16 protein-coding genes are annotated in these 19,676 nt (G+C 41.0%); 8 read left to right on the top strand and 8 right to left on the bottom strand.

Translation table 11 applies throughout. The annotated features are described in order from the left end of the window. Window positions 1-49: 49 nt before the first annotated feature. Window positions 50-1,627 (top strand): glutamine-hydrolyzing GMP synthase, encoded by a 1,578-nt coding sequence (gene guaA, locus ACWU4D_RS15950; RefSeq protein ID WP_456052439.1) that lies wholly within the window; start codon window positions 50-52, stop codon window positions 1,625-1,627. 188 nt (window positions 1,628-1,815) lie between these two features. Here the strand turns inward: guaA and ACWU4D_RS15945 are convergent, their stop codons facing one another. Further along, window positions 1,816-2,355, bottom strand: coding sequence for a hypothetical protein (locus ACWU4D_RS15945; RefSeq protein ID WP_456052438.1), 540 nt, complete (start codon window positions 2,353-2,355; stop codon window positions 1,816-1,818). A gap of 383 nt (window positions 2,356-2,738) precedes the next feature. Beyond that, on the bottom strand, window positions 2,739-5,297 hold the full coding sequence (locus ACWU4D_RS15940; protein WP_456052437.1) for a DUF294 nucleotidyltransferase-like domain-containing protein: 2,559 nt from the start codon (window positions 5,295-5,297) through the stop codon (window positions 2,739-2,741). Between the two features lie 366 nt (window positions 5,298-5,663). On the opposite strand from ACWU4D_RS15940, the gene ACWU4D_RS15935 reads away from it, so the two are divergent. Both ACWU4D_RS15935 and ACWU4D_RS15930 read left to right on the top strand, forming a co-directional pair. Continuing rightward, window positions 5,664-7,124: a DUF3360 family protein gene (locus ACWU4D_RS15935; RefSeq protein WP_456052436.1), complete on the top strand. Its 1,461-nt coding sequence runs from the start codon at window positions 5,664-5,666 to the stop codon at window positions 7,122-7,124. A 563-nt stretch (window positions 7,125-7,687) separates the two neighbouring features. After that, window positions 7,688-8,284 (top strand): acetate uptake transporter, encoded by a 597-nt coding sequence (locus ACWU4D_RS15930; protein ID WP_456052435.1) that lies wholly within the window; start codon window positions 7,688-7,690, stop codon window positions 8,282-8,284. Window positions 8,285-8,392: 108 nt separating this feature from the next. Here the strand turns inward: ACWU4D_RS15930 and ACWU4D_RS15925 are convergent, their stop codons facing one another. Next, window positions 8,393-9,913 carry an alanine/glycine:cation symporter family protein gene (locus ACWU4D_RS15925; protein ID WP_456052434.1) on the bottom strand — a complete coding sequence of 507 codons (1,521 nt, stop codon included), beginning with the start codon at window positions 9,911-9,913 and terminating at the stop codon, window positions 8,393-8,395. A 587-nt stretch (window positions 9,914-10,500) separates the two neighbouring features. On the opposite strand from ACWU4D_RS15925, the gene ACWU4D_RS15920 reads away from it, so the two are divergent. Then, a complete protein-coding gene (locus ACWU4D_RS15920) occupies window positions 10,501-11,274 on the top strand; it encodes a class II glutamine amidotransferase (protein WP_456052433.1) in 774 nt (257 codons plus the stop codon). Window positions 11,275-11,372: 98 nt separating this feature from the next. Here the strand turns inward: ACWU4D_RS15920 and ACWU4D_RS15915 are convergent, their stop codons facing one another. Then, window positions 11,373-11,732 (bottom strand): rhodanese-like domain-containing protein, encoded by a 360-nt coding sequence (locus tag ACWU4D_RS15915; RefSeq protein ID WP_456052432.1) that lies wholly within the window; start codon window positions 11,730-11,732, stop codon window positions 11,373-11,375. A gap of 192 nt (window positions 11,733-11,924) precedes the next feature. On the opposite strand from ACWU4D_RS15915, the gene ACWU4D_RS15910 reads away from it, so the two are divergent. After that, window positions 11,925-12,287, top strand: a complete 363-nt coding sequence (locus ACWU4D_RS15910; RefSeq protein ID WP_456052431.1) for a PilZ domain-containing protein — start codon at window positions 11,925-11,927, stop codon at window positions 12,285-12,287. A 63-nt stretch (window positions 12,288-12,350) separates the two neighbouring features. Here ACWU4D_RS15910 and ACWU4D_RS15905 read toward each other — a convergent pair whose 3' ends face one another. The 4 genes from ACWU4D_RS15905 to ACWU4D_RS15890 form a co-directional block, all read right to left on the bottom strand. Next, a complete protein-coding gene (locus ACWU4D_RS15905; RefSeq protein ID WP_456052430.1) occupies window positions 12,351-13,667 on the bottom strand; it encodes an MFS transporter in 1,317 nt (438 codons plus the stop codon). An 80-nt stretch (window positions 13,668-13,747) separates the two neighbouring features. Then, complete coding sequence (arfB, locus tag ACWU4D_RS15900) at window positions 13,748-14,161, bottom strand: alternative ribosome rescue aminoacyl-tRNA hydrolase ArfB (RefSeq protein WP_456052429.1); 414 nt, start codon at window positions 14,159-14,161, stop codon at window positions 13,748-13,750. Next, on the bottom strand, window positions 14,161-15,072 hold the full coding sequence (locus ACWU4D_RS15895) for a DMT family transporter (protein ID WP_456052428.1): 912 nt from the start codon (window positions 15,070-15,072) through the stop codon (window positions 14,161-14,163). The genes arfB and ACWU4D_RS15895 overlap by 1 nt, the downstream gene beginning before the upstream one ends. A gap of 120 nt (window positions 15,073-15,192) precedes the next feature. After that, window positions 15,193-15,633, bottom strand: coding sequence for an Lrp/AsnC family transcriptional regulator (locus ACWU4D_RS15890; RefSeq protein ID WP_456052492.1), 441 nt, complete (start codon window positions 15,631-15,633; stop codon window positions 15,193-15,195). Window positions 15,634-15,742: 109 nt separating this feature from the next. Between ACWU4D_RS15890 and ACWU4D_RS15885 the strand changes: the two genes are divergently transcribed. The 3 genes from ACWU4D_RS15885 (at window position 15,743) to ACWU4D_RS15875 (ending at window position 19,624) form a co-directional block, all read left to right on the top strand. Next, window positions 15,743-16,330 carry a LysE family translocator gene (locus tag ACWU4D_RS15885; RefSeq protein ID WP_456052491.1) on the top strand — a complete coding sequence of 196 codons (588 nt, stop codon included), beginning with the start codon at window positions 15,743-15,745 and terminating at the stop codon, window positions 16,328-16,330. Window positions 16,331-16,714: 384 nt separating this feature from the next. Next, window positions 16,715-18,082 (top strand): short-chain fatty acid transporter, encoded by a 1,368-nt coding sequence (locus ACWU4D_RS15880; protein ID WP_456052427.1) that lies wholly within the window; start codon window positions 16,715-16,717, stop codon window positions 18,080-18,082. Window positions 18,083-18,373: 291 nt separating this feature from the next. Then, entirely contained in the window at window positions 18,374-19,624 is a 1,251-nt protein-coding gene (locus ACWU4D_RS15875; protein WP_456052426.1) for a hypothetical protein, read from the top strand. Window positions 19,625-19,676: the final 52 nt, after the last annotated feature.

Raw genomic sequence — 19,676 nt, 5'->3', positions numbered from 1 at the left:
CCTCAGATTTTATTTCTTTCCTTCTATCACTATTTAAAGATGGCCTCAAATGACTAAGAACATTCATGACCAACGAATTCTTATCCTAGATTTCGGTTCTCAATATACTCAACTCGTTGCTCGCCGTGTACGTGAGATCGGGGTTTACTGTGAACTTTGGAGCTGGGATGTTGAAGAAGCGGATATCCGCGAATTTAACCCAGACGGGATCATTCTTTCAGGTGGCCCAGAAAGTGTTACTGAGCAGAACTCACCACGTGCACCACAATATGTGTTCGATTCAGGTGTACCACTACTAGGTGTCTGTTACGGCATGCAAACCATGGCTGAGCAGCTAGGTGGCAAAGTTTCTGGTTCTGATGAGCGTGAGTTTGGCTATGCTCAAGTCGAAGTGGTTACTGAATCTTCTTTGTTGAAAGGCCTTCAAGACGCATTGACGGAGGAGAATTCTCCACTGCTCGATGTTTGGATGAGCCATGGTGATAAAGTTGTCGCAATTCCTGAAGACTTTTCTGTTGTTGGTCAGACAGACAGCTGTCCATTTGCGATTATCGCGAATGAAGAGAAGAAATATTATGGCGTTCAATTTCACCCAGAAGTCACACACACTAAGCAAGGTTTAGGATTATTAGAGAACTTTGTTCTTAGCATTTGTGGTTGTGATCGTTTATGGACACCAAGTTCTATTATTGAAGATGCCGTTGCTCGCATAAAAGAGCAAGTGGGCGATGATGAAGTCATTCTTGGTTTGTCTGGTGGTGTGGATTCATCGGTTGTTGCGATGTTGGTTCACCAAGCTATCGGTCCAAAACTGACGTGTGTTTTTGTTGATAATGGTTTGCTTCGCTTGAATGAAGGTGAGCAAGTGATGGATATGTTCGGCGATAAGTTTGGGCTGAATATTATCAAAGTCGAAGCTGAAGACCGATTCTTATCTGAGCTTAAAGGCGAAGATGAACCTGAAGCAAAACGTAAGATCATTGGTCGCGTTTTTGTTGAAGTATTCGATGAAGAGTCTAAAAAATTAGAGAATGCTAAGTGGCTTGCTCAAGGCACTATCTACCCTGATGTGATCGAATCAGCGGCATCTAAGACCGGCAAAGCGCATGTAATCAAATCTCACCATAACGTTGGTGGGCTTCCAGATGATATGGAAATGGGTTTGGTTGAACCGTTACGTGAATTATTTAAAGATGAAGTACGTAAGATTGGGTTAGAGCTTGGTTTGCCATATAACATGCTTTACCGCCACCCATTCCCAGGGCCAGGTCTAGGGGTGCGTGTTCTTGGTGAAGTGAAGAAAGAGTACTGCGATTTACTACGTCGTGCCGATGCTATCTTTATTGAAGAGCTGCACGCAGCTGATTTGTACAACAAAGTCTCTCAAGCCTTTACCGTATTCTTACCAGTACGTTCGGTTGGCGTTATGGGCGACGGTCGTAAATACGATTGGGTTGTCTCATTACGTGCTGTTGAAACCATCGACTTTATGACCGCTCATTGGGCGCACCTACCGTATGATTTCCTTGGTAAAGTGTCCAACCGCATCATCAATGAAATCGATGGTATTTCTCGTGTGGTTTACGATATTTCAGGCAAACCACCGGCAACGATTGAGTGGGAGTAGGGCTAGCGATAAATAGCTAATCCGCTTTTTCAGCTAAATAGAATGCCAGTCAGTTTTAAAATCTGACTGGCATTTTTTATGTTTTTTCTGATCATGATGAAGCTGTAACATTTTTCTGGACAGAAGCGAGCTTGGTTATGACAATGATTCTGAAAAACTAAAAAGTATCTTGAAATCTTAATCTCTTATTATGCATTTTGACTCGACTCAGAAGTCTTAGTTCCAATGTTCGGTTGCTTCATAACCTCAGCTAGAAACTCGAGTCTCATCTCAGGCTTACCTGAAGCGATGTTAATTTTACCAAAATACCTGTTTTGCCAATGCCAAAACTCTACTTCAAAGTATTTTGCTATATATTTAGAATCAGCTTCCTTTATGCTAACCATGAAATTTAACTTTTTATAGAAATGTTCAATTTTTGAAATTTTTTGCCACTCTTCTGTTGATAAATTGTGGTAAAGATTATCCCAAGAAGGACTCTCAATATCATTAAATGCTTTTCTTAACGCCTGCCCCGCATCGTTCCGAATTTGAATATAGTCTGGTGATGTATATTCTTGAATTAAATCAAGAGCTCTATTTTTCCTCTCTCGATTTGTTTCATGGAGAACAATAAGTGTTGCAGAAATTCCGGCACCTATTGCTGCACCTAATAATGCAGCACCAACACTTCCTGAAAGTGCACCGATTATTGCGCTAAAAACACTTGTAATTGTTATTGTTTCCATTTTCTTTCCATAAATTAATTGTGAACATTGTGCTATTGCATAACAGTTGTTATATGGACATTGTCCACGTGACAATGTCCATATAATTAAAAAACAGATCCACTAAAGTTCAGTATCACAACAATTTAGTGGGTCTGAATACCGAAAAATGACGACAATGCCCTTATAAATAAGAATGGTATTCTATTTCGATTAACTGTGCATCAAAATACTAGACTTAATGCATATTCTTAGACGTGTGTTAATTTGAGTAATGTGAGAATTAACACACAATGGGGCAAAAACCAGTTAGATTTAATGGTCACAAAGTTATTCAGTCGAGGATGTATTTAGCGATGAAACCTGCCACTGTCTCTCGGGCTTCATCATTCTCACCGCCTTGATTACAAAAAATCATCCTCAACTTTTTTATGAAACTGCGAAATACGCTTAAGTACATTGATAAGGTTATCGCGTTCTAAATGAGTTAAATCCTCAATCGCTAAAATATCATTCACTTGTCGAAGGTCGGTATATTCGATGATTTGATTCATAAATCGAAGGTGCCAAACGTGATCAAATATGTAGACCATTTCGCGGAAAGTCTTCTGGTCAATCTCCTTGAAGGCGAGCATCTGCTTTAACCTCGTCATGGTGTTGATTTCTCGAATATCATGTTTTAGTGCGTAGATACGACAAAATATCTCCATTGGTCGTAAACAGTCTTTTAAGTTTAACGATGCTCTACCTTCATATAACTCGGTGATTATCTGATTTTCGCTGTCCAATGGAATCTCATAAGACAAGCAGTTCTGCGCGTAAGTAGCGAGAAATTCGGGGTGTGTTGCGAGGCAAGTCTGTATGTGAGATTGAAGATTATCAACGAGCGCATCTTGACCATATGTAGAGCGAATATCGAAAAACACATTGAGCTCTAGAATAGAATCAGGGGAAGCTTGCTCTATCCAAAGGCTAAAGTTCTCCTCCCACTCCTTTTGGCTCAGGCACCATTGATGATTGGAAGCCATGATAAGCCCTTCGCAATAGCTGTATCCGGCTTGATCTAACATTGCGCAGACTTTCTCAGCAAGGTGTAAGAAGTAGCGCCTGATCGATTTGAGATCCGCTTGATCGGGTGTATCGAACACAATCGCATTATCTTGGTCGGAAAATAAGGTCATGTCGTGTCGAGCGTTACTGCCAAAAGAAATAAATGAAAAGGCGACGGGTGGCTCGCCAATATCGGCGATAGTCAATTCAATGAAACGACAAATAGCGGCGTCGTAGGTGCTTCCGATTAGGCGGCGAAGATAATCGGGGCGTGTGCCGAGTTCGATCATTTCACGAATCATATCCGGTAGCTGATTTAATGATTCAACGACATTACCGTGGCTATTCCCTTGCTGAATGTCTTCAACGATGTTCGCTCCCATTTTTTGGTAATTGGTCACTTGGTTTGCTGGGCCAAAGCTACTGCCATAAATCTTGCGCACGATGGGCCTAAAGGAAATCACATGACCAAGTTTTTCAGATAAAAATATTCGTGAAGTACTTAAGATAATATCAAGGGGTTTCCCCCCTTTGCTTTTCAGTTGGGCTTCAAATTCACCTGGCTCACAGGCGTGATTGAATAGCTCTAAAAGGTGATTGAGCACTTTGGTATTCTGTGGATGCTCAGTGAAGAGGTTCTTCCAGATAGAATGAGATTTAAGTTCGGTGTCGGAGTAGCCTAATAGTTGATGTAGGCGACTATTAGAGAAGACTATCTTGCCATCGGCTTCAAGAATATACCCTTCGTTTGAGGACTCAACGAGAGCTCGATAGCGGTCTTTCGCTTCATGTAAGGCTACTTCTGCCCGTTTTTTCCTAGTCTCAATGACTCTAGATTGATAGATAACATATCCCATCACGCCCACTAGACCGAGTGTAATCACTAGAAATACTCGATATAGCATGTTTTCAAAGCGCTTGATCCCTTGTTGTACATCTTCAAAATATACACCGGTGCCCACAATCCAATGCCACTCTTCGATGCCTTCAACGTACGTGATTTTGGGCGCTGTTGTGTTGGGTTCATCTTTCCACTGCCATTGATACTCAAGGTATCCATGTTGCTGTGCTTTAACCAACTTTGTTATTTCTAAAAATACAGGGAACCCAGTGGTATTTTCACTATCTCGATAATGGGTTAAATCCTGGCCAGTTAAATCGTTGCGGTAGGGGTGCATGACCATTTTTGGGTGCATATCTGTAATAAAGAAATAGTCTTTATTTTCAGGACCATAGCGCATCGCTTTAATGTCTGTTGCGGCTTGAGATTGCGCTTCTTCTAAGGTTAACAATCCTCTTTGCTCTAAGGCGACGTAGCTGTCAATGATGCTTACTGCGGTTGAGGTTAACTCTTCTAGCATTTGACGTTTTTGGTTCACCATCGACTCTTCTAGGAGAGGGACGATAATATAAATAACTGAGGTTATGAATAGGATGATCGCTGCGATGGTAGGGAATACAATCCGAAAACTGAAACTGCGAAATGAAGATTGGCTCTCCTGTTGAGATGCATGTAAACCACTGAAATAGTCCGCAAGCTCTTTAGCATCAAGCACTTCGCTTAGAGCCTGAGTATGAGTGGCATCATGGTATTTTGAGGTGAATGTGCCATTTCTGAAATCTGCTCGAGAAGGTAGATACCCTTCATAGTCATCGCGTATATGGGTTTCGAAAACATTCTTTATTTGTTGCGTTGTGTAACGGTCACCAAATTCTCTAACCGCTTCACCCAGAGCTTCCTTACAGTGGCGAAATTGGCGGTGGTCGTATGGGTCGTAATCCATATCCTCTGCCATTCTTAATGAGTGATCGTTTCCTTCATGATCGAAAAAACTGTCAATCCATTTGTGAATGTCTTCGCCGCGAATACCAAAGAGTTGTTCGGTACGATCTGCATGTTCAGTGATTTTCATAACGATTATTCATCTCAAATCTATTATTGATAAAACTCTCAAAAATGTGCGCTAGGTAACAACTCAAATCAAAATGTTAACACTACACCGATAGTTTTTTGATTAGTTATCCTAAATCAATAAGTCATATGAATGATTTAATAAGCTAGCCATGATTTTTTGAAAATCATTACTTGTGTGGAAGGTATTTCTTCCTGTTATTCATATTCGTGAAAAGCCAACCGTTCTTTTCCCTCTTTATTTTTTGATAGAGATGCTTGGTAGCGTCTGGGATGTCGCTTCTTACTGATCGAAGGTTAGTATACCAAGCTTAAGTGGAGAGTGAGCGTGTTAGGTTTGTTCCGTAATTCCAAAAGGAATGTTTAGATGTCTAAAAAAAGTAAGACTTTTTATAGAGATATGCGCCGTAAGGCAAAAGAGTTTGAGAGTCGAGAAGAGTTTCTCAATCATGACCTGAAAATTATGAACTTTCGCCGTTGGGGAGTACACCTTCCTTCACGCGATTACAGTATTGAAATAGAAGACTGGGTACCAGCACTTGCTGCAACAATCGGTAAAGTGGTTATGGTAACGGCAATGGTCGCAGTATTTGCCGCTCAATTTGGTTTATCGCCGGAATTCGTTGCTGAAAACGTACGTTACGAGCTACTCATTGCGGGTGTGCTCTTTGTTATTTTATTCTCTGCCATTTTAAACCCTAACGCTAACCTCGCGGGAACGCATGGGCCAATGATTCCACTAATTCCGTTGATTGCGGCTGCTGGTGGGCACCCATTGGCTCTCGGGGTTATGGTGTGTCTATTTGGTTTGATTCTGGCGTGGACCAAAGGTGGTTCGAAGCTCATGACACTAACGGGTGTTGGGGTGAGAGGCGGCCTATTGATTTACTTAGGCGCTGTCGGGTTAATTAGCCAAATTAATAAAACAGAAGCTTGGGCTTCGAGCAGTGATCAAGGTTATATTTCATTCGCTGTAATCGGAGTTACAGTGTTGATTTATGCGTATCTAGCAAAGGTTAATAAGCGTTGGTTAGCAATTCCACTGTGTTCATTAATTGCCGGAATTGTTGCGTATGTTATGGGCGCTGAATTTGCCTTTACCACAGAGCCTGGTCTACCACACTTCAGTCCATTTTATTGGTGGGGTGAAGATACAGGTTGGCAGTTAGGCTGGCCTAATCTAGAGCACTTCATTGCTGTGACACCATTCGCGATACTTGCTGTTGCTATGTGGTCTCCAGATTATCTTGGTCACCGAGTGTTCCAAGAGCTTAACTACCCGAAAGATGCTAAAGGTGTATTGATGGACGTAGACGATACCATGATGGTTGCATCGGTTCGTCAAGGTGTTGGTACACTGTTAGGTGGTGGTAACTTAGCGTCATCTTGGGGGACTTATATGATCCCAGCTGCGATTGCTAAACGTCCAATTCCAGGTGGGGCAATCCTGACGGGTATTATGTGTATTCTTGCTTCGGTGATTGGTTACCCAATGGATTTAGCAATGTGGGAACCTGTTCTTCGTGTAGCTCTAATTGTTGGTGTTTTCTTGCCGTTATTGGAAGCAGGCATGCAGATGATTCATAAACACAAAGACTCGCTAAGTGCCGGTATTTGTATCTTTGCGTGTGCTTTTGTGAACCCTGTGTTTGGTTGGGCAACGACTATGCTGCTTGATAATATGGGGCTGATTGGTGATCACGAGCGAGCAAAAACGCTGTCGGCGAAAGATAAGTATTTAATCCCTGGCTTAGCTTTTGTGATTTGTGTTGGTTCACTTGCCATTGTTGGACAGTTACCTGGCATCCCAGCACTAATAGGAAATTAAGTGCGGTGAATTTGTAAATAAAAGGGCGCCAAGATCGTATTGGTGCCCTTGTTAATTTAAGGGCTAAATAGTCGAGTATCTCTTAAATGTTATAGCCTTAACTTGCTTTAGTTATCCACTCTTCTCTAATCCATAAACAAAAACTGATTTCTTACAAATGCTTTGTTTCGAATACTTTGGCCATTTGCCCAAAGGTACTTTTGATCGACATAGCGGTTGATCACCATTCACTTATTCTCACCTAGATGTGCAATCTGTTTCTATAAACCCTTTATCTATCAATATATTATTTTTGCTTCGATGCAAGGTGGTAAATTCCGCTGCGGACTCTGCTATGTAATAAATATCAACGTATAAGCCACTCGGCTATATTGAGTCATTGCATAATATGAAACCGAATGGTTAAAAAATACTATTTGAGCAAAAATAACGCTAGCGCACATAACATATTGTCTTTATAATCCCGCCCGATTTTCAAATATACTTTAGTTTATTAAAAATTTTTTGCTTTCTGATGATGAGAGCATTCACTTAGGCTCTTTAACTTTTATAGGTAATTTACGATGTCGACTAATCTAGCCAATCCAGCTCCACTAGGTCTTTTGGGTTTCGGTATGACCACCGTTCTGCTTAACATCCACAATGCAGGCTTTTTTCCAATTGATTCTATGATCTTAGCTATGGGTATTTTCTATGGTGGCTTAGGACAAATTTTAGTTGGCATGATGTGTTTCAAACGTGGTGATACATTTGGTACCACGGCGTTTACATCTTACGGCCTATTTTGGTTAACGCTTGTTGGTTTAATCGTAATGCCTAAAATGGGTTTAGCAGCGCCAAGTTCTGCTAGCTTTATGGGATGCTACTTAGCACTATGGGGCATTTTTACAGGTTTCCTATTTATTGGTTCACTTCGTTACGCATTTGCAAAACAAGTTGTATTTGGTTCGCTAACTGTTCTTTTTGCTTTACTTGCTATTCGCGATTTCACCGGTAACGAAGAGATTGGTGTTATTGCTGGTTTTGAAGGTATTTTCTGTGGTTTGAGCGCAATGTATTTTGGTTTGGCTCAAGTACTTAACGCTGAGTACGGTCGTACTATTCTTCCGATTGGCGAAAAGAAAAAATTAGCTAAAGAAGTAGAAGCTGTTATTGCGTAATCCCCCTAATTCTTAGACCTTGCGTTAATTCTGAATAGAAAGGCTAGGGCGGGTAAAAACTAAAAAGGTTAGCGAATTCGCTAACCTTTTTTGATCGTGTGACCTTAGTTAATAGTAAAGATGTTTTTTATTTTTCTTACTCGCTTTGGATTTTTTAAGTCGCTCTTCCCAGTAAGTTGCACCTTTAATACCTAATTTTTGAGGATCAAAGGTGTACTCTTCAACCCCTCGGTTTTTCTGATCTTCATAATCCTTCAATGCAGACATTGCTGGTTTATTTAGGAAGAAGATAATCAGAATGCCAATAATATTAAGCCATGCCATTAAACCAACACCAACGTCACCCATTGCCCATGCAAGGTTAGCCGTTTTAATTGCACCGTAAAATACAGCGATTAACATAATGACTTTAAGGATAAAGGTTAATCCATCAATTTTAAATGTACGACGAATGTAGGCGATATTGGTTTCGGCAATGTAGTAATAGGCCAGTATCGTGGTAAATGAAAAGAAAAACAGTGCGACAGCAACAAATGTTTTCCCCACACCCGGTAATGCACTTTCGATAGCATATTGGGTAAAGATAGGGCTATTTGCTGCAATATCTGCTGGCAAGTGCTGAATTAAGAAGCTGCCTTCAGGACCATGTACGTTATATGAACCGGTAATGATGATCATAAATGCGGTTGCAGAACAGACCAGCAAAGTATCAATATAGATTGAAAATGCTTGGACTAGCCCTTGCTGAGCTGGGTGATCGACTTGAGCTGCTGCGGCGGCATGTGGCCCTGTACCTTGACCTGCTTCATTTGAATAGACTCCTCGTTTTACACCCCAACCAATGGCTGCACCAAAGCCTGCCATTGGGGTAAATGCGTCTCCAATTATCATCGCAAACACGTCTGGAACTTGACCAATGTGCAGCAAAATAATGACAAATGCCGTCACAATATACGCAAGAGCCATAAAGGGAACGATGATTTGCGTGACACTCGCAATTCGTTTTACACCACCAAAGATAATAAATGCCAACACGATCGAGATAATTGTACCGGTTAATACCTTCGCGAAACTGAAGGTTCCAATCGCGGTTTCAACGAGTTCGCCGCCACCAAACGCTTGTTCGACAGCATTACCTATACTATTTGATTGAACTCCAGGAAGCATGATTCCACATGCGATGATCGTAGCAATGGCAAAAATCCAAGCGTACCATTTTTGTCCCATGGCTTTTTCTATGTAGTAAGCTGGGCCACCACGATATTGGCCATCATCTTCTTCCTTGTAGATTTGAGCCAGCGTTGATTCTGCATACGCGGTTGCGGCTCCTAAAAAGGCTACCACCCACATCCAAAAAACAGCGCCTGGACCACCGAAACCGATTGCTGCTGCAACCCCAGCGATATTACCAGTACCAACTCTACCAGAGAGAGAAACGGCGAGTGCTTGAAAAGAAGAGATACCTTTGTCCGACTTCTTACCAACGAAGAGTAGGCGAATCATCTCTGAAAAATGGCGGATTTGCACAAACCGGGTTGCGATTGAGTAAAACAGTCCTGCACCCAAGCAGAGGTAAATCAACGCTGGGCTCCATATTATTCCATTAAGGAAATCGATTAGTGATTGCATTTAATTTTCCCTGTAACAATAAAATAAGTGTTAAATTTTTGTTATGTTTTTGTTTATCGATATATTCATCTTTATGAGAGTTGAATGGTAATATATTAAAATGCTAAGGGCTAATCGGTATGTTTTTGGTGTTTTTGTTTGTATTTAATTTATTTTTAAGCTTTATATACTGCTTTTGTGTTGTTTTTATGTATTATTTATCTTGTTAGTCCTTATTGTTTGGTTTTTATGTTTTTTTTGATTTTGTAGGGAGTAACAATAGAGCAACACCTAACTCACAAATTGATAATTTTCGTAATGAATAAAGTGAATGAATAGATAAGTTGAAGCTGAAATGTATGTGAACTGCCTTCAATTCAAGCAATAGCTGGGTAGGGTTGGTGCAACTTCAAGATCAAGTACTAGTGCAACTATGACTCAATTATTAAATTAGGGGGGCGAATGATAATGGAATGCGTGTTTATCGTATAAAAGAGCCGTGAAAAGTGATTCGCTAGATCTGCGGCGCACTATTTGCATTCTTTAATGATAGTATTACGTTTATTTTGACGAGTTATATGTCTTCCATTGCAGGAGCTCTATAAAGTATGTGTCGTTGGTTAGCCTATCAAGGGCAATCTATTTATATGGACGAGGTGATTTATAAGCCGGAGCACTCGCTTATTCATCAATGTCTCGAATCAAGAAAAGCGATAACCCGAGTTAATGCTGATGGGTTTGGTCTAGGTTGGTATACCGAAAGAAATACGCCAGGGCAATTTCACGAAGTTCTGCCTGCATGGGGCGATGAAAACCTGCGCTCACTGGCTCACCATATACGTTCTCATCGCTTTATGGCTCATATTCGCTCATCAACGGGAAGCCAAGTTTCTCGAGCTAATTGCCACCCATTTATTATTGGTCAATGGATGTTCCTTCATAATGGACAGATAGGTGAGTTTGAAAAAGTGAAGTTTGTGCTGGAGCGTTTGCTGCCGGAAGAGCTTTATATTCAAAAGAAAGGGTCGACTGATAGCGAACTGATTTTCTTATTGATGATTAAAAATGGCCTGTATCAAGCCCCAGTTAAAGCAATTAAACAGACAATCAAAGAAATTGAACAAGCCTGTCACGACAAGGGAATTGTGGACCCATTTAAAGCGTCAATATGCATTTCCAATGGACAAGTATTTTGGGTTGTTCGTTATTCAAGTGATGAAATTCCCCCTACGGTGTTTATTCGTTGTGATGATGGGAATATGACACTGGCTTCCGAACCTCTCGATAAAAATCAGTGCTGGAAAATCGTTGAACCTCAAACAATTACTCGAATCGATGGTTGTCATTGTGATGTAGAATCGATTGAGGCAGTTAAATTGTAACTTGCCAAACAAAAAACCGTAAAAGAGAAGGGTGACTTTACGGTTTTTTTCCAATCTATGCGCGCTAATCTTTATATACCCATAGATACAGGCAAAGGTTATTGAGGTTTTGACTGACGCATTTCGTTAATACCACCGCCATTGTGTACTTTTTCAAATCCAGCTTGCTTCAGTAATTTATAGGCTTGGCCAGAACGGTTCCCCGAACGGCAATAAACGACATAGGCGAGTGATTTGTCGAGCTTGGTTAGATGAGAAGGGATTTCCTGAAGTGGTAAATTATGTGAATTCTCTATATGACCAGACGCAAATTCACTCGGTGTTCTGACATCTAAAATTGTTGCTCCCTGCTCAATCCACTCCCACGCTGTTTGCCCACGTTCACTGGCTGCATTAGCCGAAAAGACCGCTAGAAAAAGAGTCAGACCCGATAGTATTTTGTTCGCTAAAGATTTCATTTGTGTCTCCTAATCAGGATTACAGTCTAGGTTTATTTGAATAGTGGCACAAGCCTCCGGTGGTGATGTTGAATTATTTGATAAGGTTATGAAATATTTACTTTAGTTTTTTCAGCTAATGTCGATATAACAGGTATTCAGATATGTAATTACCCAATAACTCAATCGTTGTTGAAGAAAGGAGAATATTGAATGACCAGCTTTGATGGAGTTCAGCGACGTCAGTATTACCGACTAAAATACCCTAAAAGAGCACGCCCAGTGATGAGAATTGAAGATCAATTCTTTCATGTTTGTGAAAGTTCGGAGCGTGGAATTCGAGTGGTAATGAATAATATTACTAACTTATATCGAGGATTGCGTTTGTCGGGTACGGTTCGTCTACATAGCAATCAAGAAGTCAGCATTGAAGGTTCGATTGTTCGCTTTGATAATGGAGAAGTGGTGGTTAAACTCGATAAAGGGCTGAGTTTCCGAGATATGGTTGCGGAGCAGCGTCATATTCGACAAAAGTACCCACTGTTTTTCTCTGATCAAGGAAGTTCGGCGGCATAACTTCCTCGATCGGCTCCCATACTCAGCGAAATACTGGATATGAGAATAACGATGGAGACTTGCCTAGCGTGATACGTCTGGTAAGCCTTTCGCCATTGCGACACCACAAAAAGTTATAAAAGAGAACAAGAGCACGAGTCCGTGAATACCAAGTATTGATACGAGTGCTCCCAATAAACTCACCAGTAGAAGCATGACTCCGATGACGGTATTGCTCACCGCCACATAGCTGGTTCGTTTATTCCCATCGGCAAGATCAACCAAATACGTTTTGCGTCCTACGCGTACACCATCATGTGCAATACAGACAACAAAATAAAGCAATGGCAACCAAAATGCGGTACTGAGTAAATTTGGTACTAATAAGTAGCTTAGAAAAAGAATGACACCGACGACCGCACTCAAAGATGAGCCAATGACCATCACTTGTTTACTTGAGCGGTCGGAAAAACGCCCCCAAAACGGTCCAGACACAAATGAAGCTAATCCACTTGCGAACATGAAAAATGCCAGCAGCCAAATTTGATTTCCAAGGGCGGTTTGTGACAGTACAACATAATACGGCGCACTAAGCGCGGTGCATAAAAACAGGGTACGTGTGGCAACAAAATGGCGAAAAGCACGGTCGGTTTTCAATAATGATAGCTGCTTTATGGCTTCTAATAAGCCGTTTTTGCCACCATCGACTTCTCCTGGGTATTCAGTAATTTGTGCAAAAACGAATGACGCGGCAAGCCATATGAATCCAGCCACAGCAAGGCTTATAGCATAGAAACTGTGACCTGCTTGCCAGTTAAACCATGTTGAAATCATCATCAATATTGCGAGGATGAGAGTCACAAAACCAGCTGAACTTGTCGAAAGGCCATTTACCTGCCCTCGTTGGCTCTTCGGAATCGTTTTGCCCAATACGTCTTTAGCCGCAACCGATGTTAAGCCTCGGGAAAAGCTAAATAAGATTAGAAAAACGATGATGGTCCAACCCGCTGTTGCCCCTTCAAGATAAAAGGCACTTAGGGCAATCGCAAACATGGCGAGGGCCTGAAGAACACTGCCTGCAATCCATGTCCATTTTCGGATTGGAAGAGTACGAATATAGCTGGCAATGGCCAATTGGGGTAATAGAGATCCGGCTTCTCTGATCGGGACAAGCCAACCAATTAAATAGGCGGGCGCACCTAAACTTTGCAAAATCCACGGTAGCGTGACTTTGGGGTTAATTAATGCATCGCCAATCTTAGTTAGGAATTGAGCGAGAATCATTTTTACAAAGTTACCCGGGACTTCTTTACAGGCAGATTCGGGGATCGATTTGCAGGCGCGAGCGTCATCGTCACTAATAATCTTGTCGTAAATAGAGCTTATTTGAAGCTTGCTCATAATAGGATCCTATACGGTTTAGACTCTAATTGAGATTTAAAATAGCAGTATGTATCGAGGGGTGCTTTGTAGCGGGTCAACTAATCGGTGACTCTTCTTCTTAGCGCTTTTTTCTGGCCTTGCTTCTTTTTCCCAGTCATTCGTTTTAATTTAGAAGAACGTGTTGGCTTGGTTGGGCGGCGAGTTTTTTGAACAACCATCGCTGCGGTAATGATCTCTTTGAGACGCGCTAACGCATCCATTCGGTTTTGTTCTTGAGTCCGATAAACCTGAGCTTTAAGAATGATCACGCCTTCCTTGGTTATACGAGAGTCATTTAATCCGAGTAGCCGACTTTTATATATCTCAGGCAGTGACGATGCGTGTATATCGAAGCGCAAATGAATGGCGGAAGCGACTTTTTGCACATTTTGCCCGCCATTTCCCATTGAGCGAATCGCGGTCATTTCAATCTCGCTATCGGGAATCGACACAGAGTTTGATATTTTCAGCATTACACATCTCTCCCAAGAAGAGTTCGGTGCAGTTTAGGGCCGAACACATTAATGAGAGCACCGATAATAATAAGTGCGCCTCCTAAGTAGGTCCACCCCACCGGAATCTCATTAAAGACCACGATACCAATGATTGTCGTGAATACAATTTGAATGTACCCCAATGCCGATGCATTACCAGCGGTGAGGGTTTTCATGGCTTTAGTCAGCCCGAACTGTCCCATTTGAGTAAACACTCCCACCAGAACTAGAAGTATCGTTAAGTTGAAATCTGGCATAACAAAACTGTCGCCCATCATGAAGAGCGAAAAGGGAAGTGCAACCAGCGGAAAATAGAAGATGATTACCGAGCTATCTTCTGTTTGACTGAGCTTTCTAACAATCACATAAGCAATAGCGCTACCAAACGCACCCATTAGTGCCATGCCAACACTAAAAAGCGGTAATTGATGAGCTGTTTGATGGTCAAGAGAAGGCTGAATAACACACCATAGACCAATGAATGAAACAGCGATGCATATTAACGTTGTCATTTGAATGCGCTCTTTTAAAAACACCACCGCGAGCAAAGAAGTAAATAGGGGATAGGTATATTGCAAAATGGTCGCTTCTGCTAATGGAATTGTCGTCAACGCATAGTAGACACACATCAGAGCGAGTGTGCCCACAGTCCCTCGAGCCAACAGAAGCAGTTTGTTATTTCCCCAAATAGAGATGCCTTTTCTCTTAACATCTAGGTAGCTAATGCAAAGAGAAACGAGCGCGCGGGCGGCGACAATTTCAAAAACTGGGATACCGTTAATGCTCACCCATTTAACGGCTGCTGACATAAAGGCAAATCCAAGGGTCGAAATTAAAATATATTTCAAACCCATTGGAATGTGAGTAAAGAGCGCTGATAGGGATTTCATAACAGACCGAAAGCGAGAATACTAAAGCCGCTACTTTAGCTCGATTTCAGAACATTGTCTTGGCAAATAGTGGTAAAAATGATCGATTAAATTCTCGCGGTTTTACTGGCTAGTCGAGTTTTAGCGCTCATCTTTGGTCGATTCCATTACAACCATAGTGGTAATGGAACGTACTTGAGGACATTCACCTAATACGTCGGCATGAAAACGCTTAAATGTGTGTAAATCTTTTGTTTCTACTCGAATCAGGTATTCGTTCATACCGGTAATATTATGGCACTCAACCACTTCAGGAATAAATTGAACATGCTCTTCAAATGCGACTTGCGCTTTCTTACCGTGATCAGATAAACCGATTGAAACATAAGCAACAAACCCGATTTCCAACTTCTGTTTGTCAACCACAGCACGGTAGCCCTTAATGATGCCACTTCGCTCTAGTTCTTGAACTCGCCTTAGCGTTGCTGAAGGTGATAAACCAACACGTTCAGATAACTCGACATTGGTTAATTTTCCGTTGAGTTGAAGCTCGTGCAAGATTCTTTCGTTAAACTTATCCATATCGACCATTTGTTGTTGAATATCAACTTTGTTAAACAATATAAACACGAAATTGCGTCATTTACTACGTATTCTTTATCTATCTTGATTACTTAAATAAAGGAACGTCATAATGTTCGACCATTTTATTGCTCTGGCTCTTTTCGTCTTTGTGTCTACTTTTTCTCCAGGGCCAAATAACATGATGTTATTGGCATCGGGTGCCAATATTGGTGTGAGCCGTACCATTCCTCATATTTTAGGGGTTGCTCTGGGCTTTGGGATGATGGTGTTTTTGGTTGGTATCGGAGTTCAAAATTTATTTGAGCATTTTCCAGCTCTGCATCAGATATTAAATAGCCTATGTATTGTCTATTTATTATATTTGGCGTTTAAAATTGCAACGAGCAAACCATCATTGGAAAATCAAGACTATAAGCCGATGACGTTTTTATCTGCTGCAATGTTTCAATGGGTGAACCCAAAAGGCTGGTCAATGGCGCTAACCGCAGTGAGTTTATATAATCCAGAAGCTTCGATGTATGGTTTGATTTTAATTACGCTGACATTTGTCGCGATCAACATTCCATCGTGTACGACTTGGGTTTTTGCTGGAAAGCAAATTAGTCAGTTACTTAAAAGCCCGACGCATATTCGTTTATTTAATGGGGTAATGGCGGCGTTATTGGTAGGCTCTACACTGCCTTTGGTGCTGTAATTTGAGATTGATCGAATAATAAATTGAGTTAAATGTAAATCAATATCATTTTATAGATAAGAACATGCTTTCCATATATGAAGGGTGTGTTACTAATATTTAGTGACTAAAACCCAGTTATTTATAATTCTAAAACTTTATGATGAATTTTGAATTGAATGATAATTTAATTCTAACCATCGCGATTCTTATTATGTTTACTTTGTTGTCTAAATACGTCTCTGTACGATCTCTCTATTCCTATATATGAGTAATCATGTGGGGGTTTTTGACGAGTTAAATATAGTTTTAACTTAACAAAAATTAGTAAAAATAATAAGTAAATTATAAATAGTAATAATAAATCATAAGAAATAAACCCTACATTTATATTATGGAGAGTGTATGAACACTACAACGTCGACACTTCAAAACAATGGATCGTTTCTCTGGAATTTTTCGAAAAAGTTTCAGTTTGCCGCCGATCGATATATTCCAGATTCATTCGTATTTTGCATCATTCTTAGCATTGTTATTTTTGCTATGGGATTGATTTCGGGTACTTCGGCCAATGATTTGGTTGATGGCTGGTATAGTAAAATATGGGCAATGAATGGATTTGCTTTTCAAATGTCACTTATGGTGATGGTATGTGGCGCTGCGGCGAAGTCACCTCTTATTTCTGTGGGGTTAGAAAAAGTCGCGCTTAAAGTAAAAAGCCGAGTGGCAGCCATTATTGTGTTGCTTGTATTTGGTCTTGCTTCAAGTGTGATTAACTGGTCATTTTCTTTAATTCTAACGCCAATCTTAGCAATGTATTTATCGAAAAGTGTGAAAGGGCTTCATTTCCCACTTCTTATTGCGGCGGGTTATTCGACAATGTTACTGGGTCAGTCTTGGTGTCCAAGTGCATCTGCATACGCCTTACTGGCGGGCTCGGATCATTTTCTTGTCGATAAAGTCGGAGTATTGCCGCAAAGCGAGACAACGTATAATCCAGTTAATACAGCTTTGTTCTTTTTGCTGGCGTTTGTCACCGTAATGATTACGCTTATGACCAAGGCGCCTGAATCTGATGTCATTTGCTATGAAGGCGAAATCAAAGCGCAGAAAGAAGAAGAAGTAGAAGATGAAACCCCTGCGGATAAGATGAATAACAACCGCGTTATTATGTATATTTTGGGCGCGGCAGGGCTATTTATTATTGGACAGTCAATTGCGAGTAAAGGCTTCCTAAATTCGTTGAACTTCAACTTTGTTATTTTTATGTTTTTGATTTTGAATGTATTTTTATACAGTACACCAGTCAAATTTACTAAGGCATTTGGCGATGCGATCAAGTCAGCCGCCCCCATCATGCTGCAGTTCCCATTCTATAGTGGCATTATGGGATTAATGGCCGCATCTGGTATTGCAACGGATATGGCAAACTTCCTTATTCAGTCAGCTTCGCCAGGTACACTTCCTTTATTCTCTTATATTTCGGCGTCAGTAGTGAATCTGTTTATCCCATCTCAAGGTGGGCAATGGATTATCCAAGGTCCAATTCTTATTGATGCGGCTCTAAGTATCGGTGCTGATATTCCGACTGTGGTTAATGCCTTTATTCTTGGTGATGAAGCCACCAACTTAATTCAGCCACTTTATGTGATTCCAGCGCTTGCGTTGGTAGGCATGAAACTGAAACATGTTTGGGGGTTCATGGCCTTCATTTGGTTTATCTGGACTATTATCACTTCATTAGGGTTGCTGATTCTTCCTCAGATAATGTAAACCGTTCTCTTGAAAAGGAAACCTCAGTGTTGATGAAGCACTGAGGTTTTTTTATGCAATGTATGGAGGTCTGGTTTAGGGCTTGGTTTAAGGACTTGGTCTAAAGGCTTGGTTTAAAGGGAATTGATGTGGCAATTTCTGGCGAAAAGAGAAATTTATATTATACTTTTTATAAACATAGCGCTTTAGGGTGCTATCTATTTATTCCTCTATTCAAGTAAGTGAGATTAAGCATATGGTTAGATTAAAAAATTGTTTAGGCTTACTTATGTTCGGTCGCCAAACTGCATTATGAGCCCTTTAAAATACTCATCCTTTAACATAACCAAAACGCAAGTTCTGCTGCTCGCCTCTGGCGCACTGTCGATATCTACATCTGTATTTAGTAGTGAATTAGATTTAGAGCGGTTTCGTGTACATGGTTTTGGCACGGTAGCAATAACTCAAAGCGGCAATGATGAAATATACACACCTGACTATTTATCCAGAGACATCAGTACCGATAAAGTATCTTGGGATGAGTCACTTTTTGGATTGCAATTAGATAGCTCGATAACCGACTCTCTTGAAGCCAGCGTGCAGCTCGTTTTTAGAAATCGATATGATGATGATCTTGAAGAAAATATTGAACGAGCTTTCCTTAAATATTCCCCAAATGAATTTTATGCGCGCATAGGTAGGCTTGGGCTTGATGTCTACATGCTATCAGAGTATCGAAACGTTGGTTACGCTTACCCTTGGGCCCATGCTTCATTGGAGTTTTATGGTGCGTTTGGTATGGATTATTACGACGGTGCTGAAATTGGCTATCGTGTTCCAACCGATCTTGGGCACCTTCAGGTGAGTTTATACGGAGGAAGTACGACTCAGACGTCAGAAATGGCAGGTTATGTGGTCAAGCTTGATTATGAATCACTAGTAGGAACTACACTGCGTTACAGCCAAGATAACTGGACGCTCCATGCTGCGTTAGCAAACGCGACGCTAGCGTCAGATGTCGATTTTATCAACGAGTTGAGAGATGCCTTAGATCAATCGTCAGCATTCTGGAATGAAGCTGACTCCATTTCTTCTGACTTAGAAGTTGACGGTACTTCGGTAACATATGCTTCTCTTGGTGGGTTATATGATAACGGGGATTGGGTCGCACAATCTGAACTGAGTTATGCCGATACCGAGAGTAAAGTGTTCCCAACATTTTACACCGGATATTTGAGTGTCGCTCGACGATTGGAAAGCATCACACCATTTATATTAGGAGGCTTTGTTGAACCCGTTGATGATAGAAGTATTTCATCAAATGCGCCTGTGTTTTTATCATCGTTACAAGATGCAGTCTCGAGCATCTACAGTTCAACATTCGATCAAAAAAGTTTATCTGTTGGTGCGAGTTGGGATGTAGTGAACAACCTTTCGCTGACAGTACAATGGGACCGCACGTGGGTAGAACCTTATGGAGGTGAGTTGTGGAATTTTGATTCCGTCAACACAACTTCGGTGACGCTCGATACTTATTCTCTCAACTGCAGCTTTATATTTTGATTATGAAAAAGTTAGCCATATTTTTGTTGATAGTGATCCACACATTTTTTCC

Source organism: Vibrio phycocola, from assembly GCF_053850235.1.
Note: the sequence above shows the minus strand (reverse complement) of the source record. Positions and strands in the feature narration are given on the sequence as shown.

What these genes read in the sequence shown, in the direction of transcription:
- guaA (WP_456052439.1), top strand. Translation starts at nt 50, where the DNA reads ATGACTAAGAACATTCATGACCAACGAATTCTTATCCTAGATTTCGGT.
- ACWU4D_RS15945 (WP_456052438.1), bottom strand. Translation starts at nt 2,355, where the DNA reads ATGGAAACAATAACAATTACAAGTGTTTTTAGCGCAATAATCGGTGCA.
- ACWU4D_RS15940 (WP_456052437.1), bottom strand. Translation starts at nt 5,297, where the DNA reads ATGAAAATCACTGAACATGCAGATCGTACCGAACAACTCTTTGGTATT.
- ACWU4D_RS15935 (WP_456052436.1), top strand. Translation starts at nt 5,664, where the DNA reads ATGTCTAAAAAAAGTAAGACTTTTTATAGAGATATGCGCCGTAAGGCA.
- ACWU4D_RS15930 (WP_456052435.1), top strand. Translation starts at nt 7,688, where the DNA reads ATGTCGACTAATCTAGCCAATCCAGCTCCACTAGGTCTTTTGGGTTTC.
- ACWU4D_RS15925 (WP_456052434.1), bottom strand. Translation starts at nt 9,913, where the DNA reads ATGCAATCACTAATCGATTTCCTTAATGGAATAATATGGAGCCCAGCG.
- ACWU4D_RS15920 (WP_456052433.1), top strand. Translation starts at nt 10,501, where the DNA reads ATGTGTCGTTGGTTAGCCTATCAAGGGCAATCTATTTATATGGACGAG.
- ACWU4D_RS15915 (WP_456052432.1), bottom strand. Translation starts at nt 11,732, where the DNA reads ATGAAATCTTTAGCGAACAAAATACTATCGGGTCTGACTCTTTTTCTA.
- ACWU4D_RS15910 (WP_456052431.1), top strand. Translation starts at nt 11,925, where the DNA reads ATGACCAGCTTTGATGGAGTTCAGCGACGTCAGTATTACCGACTAAAA.
- ACWU4D_RS15905 (WP_456052430.1), bottom strand. Translation starts at nt 13,667, where the DNA reads ATGAGCAAGCTTCAAATAAGCTCTATTTACGACAAGATTATTAGTGAC.
- arfB (WP_456052429.1), bottom strand. Translation starts at nt 14,161, where the DNA reads ATGCTGAAAATATCAAACTCTGTGTCGATTCCCGATAGCGAGATTGAA.
- ACWU4D_RS15895 (WP_456052428.1), bottom strand. Translation starts at nt 15,072, where the DNA reads ATGAAATCCCTATCAGCGCTCTTTACTCACATTCCAATGGGTTTGAAA.
- ACWU4D_RS15890 (WP_456052492.1), bottom strand. Translation starts at nt 15,633, where the DNA reads ATGGATAAGTTTAACGAAAGAATCTTGCACGAGCTTCAACTCAACGGA.
- ACWU4D_RS15880 (WP_456052427.1), top strand. Translation starts at nt 16,715, where the DNA reads ATGAACACTACAACGTCGACACTTCAAAACAATGGATCGTTTCTCTGG.
- ACWU4D_RS15875 (WP_456052426.1), top strand. Translation starts at nt 18,374, where the DNA reads ATGAGCCCTTTAAAATACTCATCCTTTAACATAACCAAAACGCAAGTT.